Annotated in this window: 8 protein-coding genes and 1 pseudogene; all 9 read right to left on the reverse strand. The window is 41.1% G+C overall.

Annotation, left to right across the window (positions count from 1 at the left end; translation table 11 throughout):
- Nucleotide 1 precedes the first annotated feature (1 nt).
- Complete coding sequence (gene isdE, locus DYD17_RS09430; RefSeq protein ID WP_115253117.1) at nucleotides 2-886, reverse strand: heme ABC transporter substrate-binding protein IsdE; 885 nt, start codon at nucleotides 884-886, stop codon at nucleotides 2-4.
- Entirely contained in the window at nucleotides 870-1,751 is an 882-nt protein-coding gene (locus DYD17_RS09435) for a heme-binding Shp domain-containing protein (RefSeq protein WP_003052605.1), read from the reverse strand. The genes isdE and DYD17_RS09435 overlap by 17 nt, the downstream gene beginning before the upstream one ends.
- Nucleotides 1,752-1,963: 212 nt before the next feature.
- Nucleotides 1,964-5,788: an NEAT domain-containing protein gene (locus DYD17_RS09440; protein WP_115276464.1), complete on the reverse strand. Its 3,825-nt coding sequence runs from the start codon at nucleotides 5,786-5,788 to the stop codon at nucleotides 1,964-1,966.
- Between the two features lie 200 nt (nucleotides 5,789-5,988).
- Complete coding sequence (locus DYD17_RS09445; protein ID WP_003052610.1) at nucleotides 5,989-7,464, reverse strand: CHAP domain-containing protein; 1,476 nt, start codon at nucleotides 7,462-7,464, stop codon at nucleotides 5,989-5,991.
- Between the two features lie 88 nt (nucleotides 7,465-7,552).
- Nucleotides 7,553-8,653, reverse strand: coding sequence for an alanine racemase (gene alr, locus DYD17_RS09450; protein WP_115253119.1), 1,101 nt, complete (start codon nucleotides 8,651-8,653; stop codon nucleotides 7,553-7,555).
- The gene (gene acpS, locus DYD17_RS09455; protein WP_003052615.1) at nucleotides 8,650-9,006 is read right to left on the reverse strand and encodes a holo-ACP synthase; all 357 of its coding nucleotides are present in this window, start codon (nucleotides 9,004-9,006) and stop codon (nucleotides 8,650-8,652) included. Before acpS ends, alr begins: the two co-directional genes overlap by 4 nt.
- 120 nt (nucleotides 9,007-9,126) lie before the next feature.
- Nucleotides 9,127-11,655, reverse strand: coding sequence for a preprotein translocase subunit SecA (gene secA / locus DYD17_RS09460; protein ID WP_115253120.1), 2,529 nt, complete (start codon nucleotides 11,653-11,655; stop codon nucleotides 9,127-9,129).
- Nucleotides 11,656-11,789: 134 nt separating this feature from the next.
- Nucleotides 11,790-12,743 (reverse strand): mannose-6-phosphate isomerase, class I, encoded by a 954-nt coding sequence (gene manA, locus DYD17_RS09465; protein WP_115253121.1) that lies wholly within the window; start codon nucleotides 12,741-12,743, stop codon nucleotides 11,790-11,792.
- Nucleotides 12,744-12,837: 94 nt separating this feature from the next.
- Nucleotides 12,838-13,101 (reverse strand): annotated as a pseudogene (locus tag DYD17_RS09470) (ROK family protein); the annotation flags it as partial.
- Nucleotides 13,102-13,141: the final 40 nt, after the last annotated feature.

The following is a 13,141-nucleotide window of genomic DNA, read 5'->3' on the forward strand; positions in this document are numbered from 1 at the left end:
TCTATTGTTTACCCTCTACTTGGTCAAACATCTGAGCCAAGGTTTCCAAGGCCTCTGGGTAGTTGAATTTGGCACTCATGCCAAATAATTGATTATCCAAGTCATAAACCTTCTCTTTTTGGACTGCCTCAAAGTGTTTCCAAATGTCATTTTCCGCAAATTCCTTATCAAACATGCCTTTTACCTTATCCGGAATAGCATGCGCTGTCCTTAAAATCAAGTCAGGTTTCTTAGCCAACATGTCCTCTGGGTTAGCTGATAAGAATTCTTTGTCGCTAGATTGATAGACATTTTCACCACCTGCCAGCTCTAAGAGGTTGCCAACGTAGGACTGATTGGTAGCAATCAAGTAACTGCCTGGTAAGCCCATAAGAATCAGCACTCTTGGTTTTTTCTTCCCTTGACGCTGGGTTTGATAAGCTCGGTAAAAGTCTTGGTAGTCTTTCCACAAGGCTTTAGCTTCTTGTTGACGGTCAAACAATTCCCCTAACTCCTTAATGGACTGGTACATGCCCTCCACACTGCGTAAATTCAAAAAACCGTACTCGGTATCCAATTGCTGATACTTAGGTTCCAAATCTTCTTGCAAAGAATTTGGGCTTAAAATCCAAGTGGGCTTCAAAGAAGCTACAACTTCCATATCAGGATTCATGGGTAAGCCAACACGCTTAACCTCGTCATAACGTTTTGGAAGCTGATATAATTTGCTATCGCAAACCCCGACTAAATCTAGGTTTAGACAATCACAAATATCGGCAACTGCAACCGAAGTCGCTACAATCCTCTGACCATTAGATGCTTTCATTACCTTCGGGTGTTGATTGACACAAGCTGTTAAAAGAAAAGCTACCATAGCTAGAGCCAATAACTTAAATTGTTTGATCATTCGTTTTTCTCTTTTTCCATATCCATAACACCATTCCCCCTACTATCAAGATAAGAGTTGGGAGGTAATAAACAATGACCGGCAAAGTCTTCTGAGCAGGAGCCTTTGTTTGATTCTTGTCTAATGAGGTCACCAATCCTACCTGAGACGCTCCCTTGGAACCTGTTAATTTGGAAGGTCCTTTTGCCTTAGCTTTTGATTTTAGTTTTAGTGGCTTGTCAGGTGCTTTAGCCGCCTGAGCAATGGCTTTGTGTTCCTCTCTTGTCTTATTCTCAGAAGCTTCTTTGGTGGCAGGAGTGTGTTGGTCCTGGTGCTCAGTTCTGTCGGTTACCAATTGCGTTATCATATTTCCAGAATAACCTTCTTCAAGTCCAGCAGGAGAAAGGTAAAAAATCACCTCTCTTCCCATTGGCTCTACAAACATACTCCCTCGAATAACACAGTTAACATCGGGTAGGCTAATAGAGATATCTTTGGTTGTTCCATTATGATCTGTACCTTGTTGCGTTATGCTATAAGCTACTGCTTGAAAACTCCCTCTACCCCCAGGCTGCACCCAGAAATGGTAGTCTCCTGAAAAATCTGCTAAGCTCATGCGAAAGGTTAACAGCAAGTCTCCCGAATCTGAAGTCTCTAACATGCCATTTTGATAAACAGTCCCTTCAACCATTCCCTGACCAATGTCAAAAGAATTCTCTCCACCACTATCTTCAATATCTCCTGATACCGGATGACGGTAATTTCTCTGAATGAGACAACTATAAATTTGCCCCCTATCCGCAAAAACCTTTCCTGCCATCACTGATAATCCTAAGATAACCACTATTAATCCTTGCAGAATCCGCTTTGTTACCACCTTTGTCATTTCTTCCTCTCATCTATTTCCTTGTTGGTATCGCCTAAGTGTTGCACCATTTTAGCTGTTTTCTTGACTAAACACACCTCATCCATCTATAAGCCTATAAGACGCGAAAAACACACCTAGTCTTCGACCGCTATAAATCAACGATTTCAGCACATCAATTATAGGCATGTTATTCGCTCCGACAAATCATCACTGAGTGTTTGTGAAGAAGCTTATTTGAATAATTTTTTTCTACCTAAAACTAAACCTAAAACAGCAATGACAAATGTAGACAAACCAGCTATCAGATGATAGCGATTAGGGCTATCTTTAAATTTTGGCAGTTGATCTGAATGACGTTTTGTCTCGCCTGATGTGGATTGTTTCCCTGTTGACTGCTGTTCGCCAAGTGAAGATTGATGATCAGAAACCAAGCGCTTCAATTTATCCGTCTTAGTTGACTCATCTTTTTTTGTAGCATCGTCTGACTTAGCTTGAGCAGACGGCTTCTTAGCTAGTAGGTCTGTTAAGTTAGCTATTCCAGCACCTGATGATTGACGAGGTGCTGTTGAAGTTTCTTGTTTTACAGTCGGTTTATCTATTGATGGACCTACAGGCAACGCTTCCCCAGTATTTCTTTGAGAAGGTTTTTCTTCTGTAATCTTGCTCTTGTCTGTTGTGAGACTTTGCCAATCCAGCTGCATAAAGACCGTTTGGAAGCCTGAACCTTTTGAAATAGAATCCATAATAGGAACAAAAACTTGCAGTGGTACCAAACCATCTTTTTTAGCTTGTTCAATCAATTTAAAGCGAAGCACCTTAGGGTATTGTTTTCCATAAGCATCCTCAAGCGGATTACCTGTGGCATCGGTCACATAAGAAATGACCCCAGCTTTTTCCTTCTGACCGACAGGCTTTCCAGCTAAATCTCTTTGATAACCGTCAAGGAAGAAACTCAATTCTCCAAGATACCCTAACATCTTACCAACTGTCATGCCCTTAAATTCAATTTCTAAGTAAGGTACCCCTTTTTCCACAATAAGGGTGACGCGGTTATTAATCGCCTTATTTGACATTGACTCTGATACCAGATCAGTCTTCAACATTTTGGCGTTGAGGTAGTAAACCCCATCTTTCAATTGATCCTTGTTAAGGGAGGATATTCCCTCTTGAGTCCCAGTTTCTTGTTTGGGTGCCTGTTCTTCTGTCACCAAAAGATCATTTGACACCAAGTAGATGTGCTCGCGTTTCTTAGCAAATTCCTTGGTTAAAATGGCTTTGCGAATACGATAAGTTCCTGCCCCTTTGAGAGCAAAACTGCCTTCTAATTCATCCTTAGGATCGTTGGCCAGGACTCTTTCTTGGACCGTGACATATTGCCCGTTCGACGTTTTTTTCTGCAACTGGATAATAATATTCCAATCTAACTTCATATCATTAATCAAAGAAGTCACATCCGCTTCGTTTTCTTTTAACAATTGTTGATACTCTTCAATAGTTGAAATTTCTTCATCGCGCGCCGAGGTTGTTTTGTGTTCCCAGTAATATAAATCTAATAGGCTCAATCTCTGTTTATAGAAGATATTATCTTCGTTTAACTGTCCCTCTAGGTTAGCAAACTGCTTTTGAGGAGTAGTTTTATTGGTTCCAACCAAATGTTTTAGCTCTTGACTAATATCTGTCAAATGGTTGAAACGTAAATCCAAATTTAACTTAGCTACAGAAGGGAAATCTGTTTCTTTAAGGCTGGTTAACAGATTATTAAATAAATTTATCTTAATTAATTTATTATTGTGCGCAAAAATCCCCTGAGACAGACTTGTCAGCTCATTAGATGATAAATCCAAATTAGCTAGCTTAGATAATTTGGCAAAATCAATTTTATCCACCGAAATCAGTTGATTCCGACGAACGTTAAGAGTTTCCAACTGACTGAGCTGATCCAAGCCGTCCGGTAACTCTGCCAATTTATTCTCCGAAAGATCAAGGAAGGTTAAATTAGTCATAGGAGTCAAGGTATGACTAGCAATGGTATCCAGCTGATTTTCAGACAAGGCTAGAGATGTTAAACGAGATAAGTCTTTAAAGACACTGTTGCTAAGAGCGTTCATCCTGTTCTTAGACAGGTCTAGTTGATCCAACTGGGTTAGGGTCTCAAAGGTTCCCTCTTCAATACCCGACAGAACATTACTTGATAAATAGAGTTCTCTCAGCTGGCTATTGTGAGCAAATGTTTCCTTGTCAAGAGTTGTTAAGAGGTTGCTTCTCAAGTTCAAGAAACGCAACTGGTTCATCTGACTAAAGGTTTCCTTGGGAATAGCCGTAATCTGATTCCCTTCCAAATGCAACTCAGTTACATTTTTGACATGTTTCAAAAGAGAAATATCCGTCAAATCATAGTGGTCTAGTCGTAACTCTCCTTGAATTTGACCTAATTCAGCTACTGATAATTTACCATCTCCATCCAAGTCTTTGCCCAGCTTAATCAAGACCTTTTCAAGCCGCTCTGAACCGACTCCTTTTTCCTTGTCATCGATTTCTGCCTGATAGCCTGTCCACCCCTTACTGATACTTGTCTCAAAGGTCATATCAAGTTTGGTGTATTTGTCATAGTGGTGCAAGTCACTTTCTTGTCCACCCATAGCCGATACCAATACAGCACCTTTGTGTAATTTATCCAAATCATCAATAGGCATAGTAAATTCACTTCGGATATAGTTGTTATTAATGTCTCGTTTCCCAACTTGGGTTCGGATTGCCTTTGGATAAGTCCCTTTGCTCTCAATTGAGAAATCAATCAAAAAATCTCCCAAGGCGGTATTGAGCATAGAAAGCTCCATCTTACCATCTTCTGTCACCACCAATTTGGCCTTTTTATCAAAAGCTCCCTGTAACATAGAGGATTCTTCCGTGTTCTCCTTGTTAGCCTTAAAACTCAGGGTATAAGTCCCCGCAGTGAGATTATTGATAGATAAATCAGCCATTTGATAAGCCTTAATAGCATCTTTCAAGAGACGGTAGGTATCCGCAAGTAATTTGCTGTCTTTAATATCTTTGTAAGATTCTTTAATCACCTGAAGCTTCTCAGACAAGTCCTTGACCAACTCTTTATTGCTTTCTTTTTCGATAATGGCATCCGATTCTGCCATAGCTCTTTCCAGCGATGTCATATCCAGTTCTGATGACGGATTTTCATCAGGGCTTGTGCTTTGCTTTTGTTTAGCCGACACAAAATGATAGTGCCCGTCTTTTCTGGTAACAGTAATCAGAATATCTTCAAATCCTTTAGAAGACAGGACAATCTTATTTTCCCCATCTTTAAAAGCTTTGGCCCCAAGGTAAAGCCCCTTCATGTTAGACACAAATCCCTGAGTACCCTTAACAGCATCCGAAATCAAATCCTTATACCGTTCGTCATTAACCCTAACTTCTGTGATTTGCTGAATAAAGCTTTTCAGTTGCTTATGATCAGAATAACGGTCAATTTCTGGAAATAAAATCGCCCCATCTTCTTCAACAAGTTTTGTAATCAATGAAAAGTCGTCAGCTGTTTGACCAGACGGAGCACTCTTGGTCTCAGTTTTTTTTGTTGATTTGTAATCAAGAGCAGAGTCTTGATTAACGTCGTCTAGCGAATCTGTTGTTTCTAGTTTATGAGCAGACAAAAAGGTCACTTTATTACCGGTTTTTTCAAAGTTGACTAAAATCCCACCATCCTTTTTATTGACAATAATCAAGTCATGCTTGCCATCTTTTATTAGCTTAGCATTTACCTTAATCCCTTGATAATTGATGTCAAAACTACGGTCGCCTTCTAATCCTTTTTCGTAAATCTCCTCATCAAGAATTATCTTCTCAATATGTTTATAGTATTCTTTTCCCGCTGATTGATCAGCGTAAGGGCCAATCTCTTCAAACAAGAGAACATCCTGAGCTAGTTTCATCGTCGTGACAAGCTGCGACGGAACCAAACGTTCTTCGGAATTAACGATTTGACTAGAATGCGCCAGCAATAGAGCTGACATTGCCATAAGGGTGTATTTGCTGATTTTTTTCATTTTCAATCAACTTTCTAAAAATTTTATAAAGTTATGAACTTTTTTATTAACTGCACTTAATTTAACACTTTGTGATTACTTTGTCAAGATGATTTTAAGAGCACTTTCTCAGACAGATTAGCATTTATCAAACCTATACCACTCAAAAAAGACCCAACTCTCATTTAAGAGAATTGAGTCTGGAGAAAAGTGATTACCGTTTATTTTTTACCAACCACGTAGGTCAATTGGTCTGCTTGTTGGGCAGTGAATGTTCTGTAGGATACTTTTCCTAAGCCTATACAGTTAGATTCTGAGATAAGGATAGAGCCGTCTTTTCTGACATCTTCCACAATAGAGACATGGCCGTACATCCCATCAGCACCAGCTTGACCTGGCGCAAAAGATACTGCATAACCAACTTTTGGTGTCTTAGAAAGAGCATAACCTGCCTTGTATTTCCAGTCCCCACCATTTCCCATGAATGGATCGAATTGGTAGCCCAGTTCTTTGGCGCGGTTATAAACATACCAAGTACATTGACCCCAAGCGTAACTAGATGCTTGATAACTCAAAACATCGTAACTCTTAGAGAGTTTGTAGCCTGTTGGCACTTCTGCAAAGCTCGAAGAAGATTGAATTTTCAATTCTGCTGGGATAGCTGGGGTGCCTCCATGAGCATCAATCCATTCATCCATATCTTCCATGATTTGGGCACGACGTTTACCACTTCCAGTGATGTCAGTAAAGTAAACTCCACCGTCAGTCGCAAAGTTCAACTGTCCTAGTGAGAACTTAGCAGCTTTTGCATCTTGAAGGGCAAAATTAGTATTTTTATTCTTGATGATAGTTTCTTGAGTCATTTTTATGATAGCCACATCATCGTTAAATTTACTCGCCTGTGTTGGGTCTATGTCAAAGGCCGCATAACCAAACATATTGGCACCAAGTAAGGTAGCAACACCTTTGGTTCCCAAAGAACTTTCTGACATGGCAATAGCAACAATGGCACGGACATCTAGTCCACTTTTTTTCTCCCATTGCAACAATTTCTCACCATTGATACGAGTTTTATCATAAGAAATGCCTGTTGATTTCAAATAACCATCAATTTGCTCTGCTTTGATGCCATAACGACGGGATAAGAGATTATGCGTATAAGCATCTTTACCACTCCAATGCTCCACATAGGCCGCATAAGTATTAACGGATGGAAGTACTGGTATCTCCAAATTTAAATCAGAGGCAAAAGGTGACCACGGAAGAGGTGTCACAGTTGCCGGAACTTGTGGTGCAGGGCTAACGGGAACAGGGCTTTCCTGAGGTGTTTTAGATGGCTCTTGACTGCTAGGAGTCTTGTCGTGCCCTTGATCTTGACCAGGAATAGTATCATTAGGTGTTGTTGACTGATCTGTTTGGTCTTCAGGTTCTGGACGAGTAGGCTCTGCAGGATTAAGAACATCAGATTTGGCAGAAATATCGTCTGATGAAACTGGGTTAGCTTGATCTTCTGTCGTCACATTAGGGTCTTTTTCTTTCTGAGAGTCCGAGTCAGTACTTGTGACGTCATCAGTGCTTGTCGCAGTTGCTTGATTGACTTCAGGCAAAGCATCCTGAGCTAATACCGTCACACTTCCAGCAGTTGGAGCTAAAAGGCTTAGTAGCATCATCACTCTTAATAACTTGTTTTTATTCATGTATTAATTGACTGCTTCTTTCTAGTTTTCTAGACTTTATTATAACACTAAGCAGAAGTAAAATGCAATCATTTTTTGTACTATTATTCTAATACACTCTTGGAATGCGATCACTAAGGAGACATAGAACCTCATAATTAATAGTGTTACGATAGTTTGCGATATCTGTTGCAGAAATCACTTTTTCTTGGTCTTGACCAATCAGGGTAACCTTTGTTCCAAGCGGATAGGCTCTAGGAAGGCGGATGGTCATCTGGTCCATAGAGACCCGACCAATGATTTCACAGATTTGTCCTTCAACAAGCACAGTGAAGCCTTGCATATCCCGCGTCCATCCATCTGCATAACCAATGAGCACCGTCCCCACATATTCCCTAGTCTGAGCTTTGTAGGTCGCCCCATAGCCTACCGTCTCACCAGGGGCGATTTCCTTAACATGTACTAAGACAGATTCTAAATTAAAGGCTTCTTTTAAGGGGAATGGCAGAGCTAACTCTGAACCGCTTGGGTTTAACCCATACATGACAATCCCTAAACGAACCGCATTAAAAATAGTCTCACTGTGCCAAAGACTAGTCGCTGAATTGCTAGCATGAACCAAACTTGGCTTGTCGGCAAGCTGATCAACCAAATTGGTAAAGAAAGTCAATTGCTGCTCAAACTTTACGGTATCAGCTTCATCAGCTGTGGCAAAATGAGTGAAAATCCCTTCAACTTCTGTCCCCATGCTCTTCAAACCAGCAATCAGGTTATCAACTTCTGTTACTGAGCGAAGTCCGATTCGTCCCATGCCTGAATCAATTTTGATATGGACCTTAAGCCCTTTCAAATCTGGCCATTCTTGCTTGGCCATCGCCAGCCACTCTAAACTAGCCACTGTCACTGTAACCTGGTGAGTAATCGCCAACTCTAGCTCATTTGGCAGCAAAACCCCGAGAATTAAAATCTCTTTATCAATACCTGCTTGACGTAATTGCAAGGCCTCATCAAGATTTGACACACAGTACCCATCCACTTGAGGGAGGAGTGCTTTTGACACCTGGACAGCACCATGACCATAAGCATCAGCCTTGACAACTGCATACGTTTTTACCCCGAGTGGAATATGCTCTTGGACACTGGCAACATTCTCCTTAATAGCTTGTAAATTGACCCTTGCAACTGTTGGGCGATGGAAACTCGAAATCATTTGTTTTCCTCCAAAATAACACTGGCTTGCACATAGTCTCCGCTATGTGAAATACTGATAAATGCTCTGCCTTCAAAATGAGATTGGGTTAATAAGGGACGTCCCTTGGCATCATTTAAGATTTCAATATCTTGAAAAGTAAGCCGCCCAATACCTGTTCCCATAGCCTTGGCAAAGGCCTCCTTGCCTGCCCAACGACCCGCCAAATAACTGATTTGACGCTTATAAGGATATCCCTTAAAAACAGCCATTTCTTGCTTGGTCAATACTTTTTGCGCAAAGCGAGGATTTCTTTGATAAGCCTTTTCAACGGCTGACATATCTTGTAAATCTATTCCATGTCCAACAATCATTTTTTGTTTCTCACCCTTTATCTCGTTTTTTGGTAAAAAGACCTAAACAGTGAGAAGCCGAGAAAATTTCCCAGCTTCTTTCTAGTATCATAATCATGTCATGAGGCTACTGTGCTGTCTTTAGAAAGCTCTGCGGCCATGACAATTTTTGAATTTTTTACTTGAACCACATGGGCAGGCAGCATTACGCTCAACTTTTGAAAAATCAACATCTCCCTCTCTATCGTCGATAAAAGCCTGTGATTGAATGTTTTGAGGTGCTGCTGTTGTGGCATGTTGACTCGCACGTTCACGTTCTTGTTCGTGAATTTGCGCTTTCATCATAGTACGGGTCACATCAAATTCAATGGCACCAATCATGTCCTGGAACATTTTGAAACCTTCTGCTTGATACTCTACCACAGGGTTATTTTGAGCATAACCACGCAGACCAACAGCATTGCGGAGCTGGTCCAAAGCATCAATGTGTTCTGTCCACTTATTGTCCACAATCATCAAAATCAATACTTTTTGGAATTCGATAATAGCTTCTTGATCGCGAAGTTTTGAGACTTGTTGATCATAGATGGCAAGAGCTCTTTGATAGAGGGTTTCTTTGATTTGATCATCTTTCAAGCCACGTAACTCTTTAGCACCGATAGATTCTTCGGGAACAAGTGACGTGCGTGCAAAGGTCACAATCGCATCCACAGCATCCTTACGATTGCTACGTGAGTGGGCCTCGACCGCACGGTCAATGGTGCGCTTAATCATAGCTTTGATTTCTGGACCAAGGTCACGGTTGGCAGTGATAACATCACGACGGTTAGCGTAAATAATCTCGCGTTGCTCACGCATCACATCGTCGTACTGCAAGACTTGTTTACGAGTATCGTAGTTGTTCCCCTCAACACGTTTTTGAGCAGATTCGACTTGGCGTGCCAACATACCTGACTTGATGACAGTATCTTCTTCGTCTAATTTCATACGGTCCAAAAAGGCCTTGATACGGTCTGAGCCAAAACGTCTCATCAAATCGTCTTCTAGTGATAGGTAGAATTGTGACTCACCTGGATCACCTTGACGTCCTGAACGGCCACGAAGCTGGTTATCAATACGACGGCTTTCATGACGTTCAGTACCAATCACGCAAAGCCCACCAAGTTCACGAACGCCTTCACCCAGTTTAATATCGGTACCACGACCCGCCATATTAGTGGCAATGGTCACCGCTCCACGCTGGCCAGCATTCATAATGATTTGTGCTTCTTTGAAGTGATTTTTAGCATTTAAGACTTCGTGAGGAATACCAGCCTCCACCAATTTGCGAGAAATTAGGTCACTTGTCTCAACAGCAACGGTACCAACAAGGATTGGTTGTCCTTTATCATGACGCGCTTTGACATCTGCTACCACAGCTCTGAACTTAGATTCTAGAGTTGGGTATAGTAAGTCCGTGTGGTCAATACGCGCAATTGGGCGGTTAGTTGGAATTGGAATAATGCGCATGTTATAAACTTCGCGGAATTCTTCTTCTTCAGTTTTAGCGGTACCCGTCATCCCTGCCAATTTTTTGTACATGCGGAACATGTTCTGGTAGGTAATTGAGGCGCTGGTTTTTGATTCTTCTTGGATACGAACGCCTTCTTTGGCTTCAATAGCTTGGTGCAAGCCATCTGAGAAACGACGACCTTCCATCGTACGACCAGTAAATTGGTCAACAATGAGAATTTCACCCTCTTCGCTGACCACATAATCAATGTCTAACAACATGATATAGTTAGCACGAAGGGCATTATCAATAAAGTGAGTTAAAGCAACATTTTCAATATCATACAGATTGTTTAAATTAAAGTAACTTTCCGCCTTGTCAATCCCTGAATCACTCAAACCAATTGTTTTGGTTGGGACGTCAATGATGTAATCATCTACTGTCAAGGTTTTCACAAACATATCTGCACGGATATACAATTGATTGGTTTCTGAGCTAACAGCTCCTGAAACAATCAAAGGTGTTCTCGCTTCGTCAATCAAAACGGAATCGACTTCATCGACTAAGGCAAAATTGAGCGGGCGCTGCACCATATCCTCTTGACGGACAACCATGTTATCACGCAAATAGTCAAATCCGACTTCAGAGTTAGTTGAGTAGGTAATGTCACAGTTGTAAGCTTCACGTTTTTCTGCCGGAGATTTCGCTGCTAAGTTAATCCCCACAGAAAGACCTAGCCAACTATACACTTCACCCATTTCAGTCGCATCACGGGTTGACAAATACTCGTTTACAGTGATAACGTGAACGCCTTCACCTGCAAGGGCATTGAGGTAAACAGGCATGGTCGCAGTCAAGGTTTTCCCTTCACCGGTACGCATTTCAGGCACATCTCCGTTGTGAAGGACAACTCCCCCCATGATTTGAACACGGTATGGATACAAACCGAGCACGCGTTTTGAAGCTTCACGGACAACAGCAAATGCTTCGGGAAGTAATTGTTCAAGGGTTTCCCCTTTTTGATATCGCTCTTTAAATTCTGGTGTTTTTGCTTGTAGATCTCTATCTGATAATGACGCCATGTGGTCTGCGTAAGATTCTACTTTTCTTGCAATTTTTTCTAATTTTCTTAGTTCGCCTTTGTCATTTTCGATGACTTTGCGTAGAATATTGGCCATTCTCTTTCCTTTCGATCGTCTAATCATTTCATTTTAACATAAATAGGCAGGCAGTTCAAGAAATCATGATAAAGATGTCGAAGAAAAAGGAAGCCTAAAACGCTTCCTTTTTTTCTCATTTTTCTGCCATGAAATTACATCGGATGGTTGGGATGACTGACAATCATTTCCAATTGTCCATCGAATGACCATGACTTCACATCGTTTGGCAAGATAAAGTGCATGCCTTTCTCCAGGTCATAAGCCTCTTGGTCAACATACAATTTTCCTTGACCATTTAAGACACTAACGAGCAGATAAGGGGCAGACTGTTTCATATCCACCATTTGAGTCGTTAACCACTTGTAAACAGTAAAAAATGGTGTTGATACTAAGGTTGTTGCTGTGATATTATCTAAAACCATGGTAGCAGGCACGCTATTTTCAGGCTTACCAATAGTTAAAACATCAATCGATTTTTCAATGTGTAGGTCACGACGATTACCATTGGCATCTTTGCGGTCAAAATCATACACCCGATAAGTGGTATCAGAGGATTGCTGAGTTTCTAAAATAAGAATACCCTTGCCAATCGCATGCATAGTGCCGCTCGGAACATAGAAAAAATCTCCTGCTTTGACTGGTATGCGACTCAGTAAATCATCCCACTCGCCAGCTTCAATCATGGTACGAAGTTCTTCTTTAGACTTGGCTTGATGGCCATAAACAATCTCTGAGCCTTCTTCGGCAGAAATAATATACCAGCATTCTGTCTTGCCTAATTCCCCTTCACGCTCAAGTCCATAAGCATCATCAGGATGAACTTGGACACTTAGCCAGTCATTAGCGTCCAAAATCTTAGTCAATAAAGGAAAGACCTCTTCTTTAGGATTACCAAATAAAGCAGGCTCATCAGCATATAATGTGTTTAGAGTTTGGCCTTTATAATGCCCATTGGTTACTGTGGAAACACCATTCGGATGAGCAGAAATAGCCCAATACTCACCAGTTGTTTCGCTTGGAATGTCGTAAGAAAAGACATCTCTTAACTTGGTTCCTCCCCAAATTCTATCATGCATGGTTGATTTTAGAAATAATGGTTCTGACATAAGTTTCCTCGTTTCTGATAGTATTCTTTGTTTATTATAGCACGTTCTGCTGAGCTCTGCTTTCTTTTTCCTAACCTGCAAACAAGGATATTTCCTACTTGCCTTCTGCCGCCAATTTAGCTAAGGCAAAATTCCCCAAGGTAGCAGAGCCATTATCAGCAACTGCTGGCGTGACAATATAGTCTGCCAAATCAGGGACAGGAAGATAGTCATTTAAGAGGGTTTTAAACTTTTCGTACACGCGCAACACCATGTGTTCTTGCGTCATAACTCCACCTCCAAAAATAATCACTTGTGGCCGATAGAGCATTGTCGCTTGTAGGACTGCTTGAGCAATATAAAAGGCTTGAACGTCCCATGTAAACTCCTCATCACCCACATCACAAACAAACTTTGTC

Source organism: Streptococcus dysgalactiae subsp. dysgalactiae, from assembly GCF_900459225.1.
In the GTDB taxonomy this organism is placed as follows: Bacteria; Bacillota; Bacilli; order Lactobacillales; family Streptococcaceae; genus Streptococcus; species Streptococcus dysgalactiae.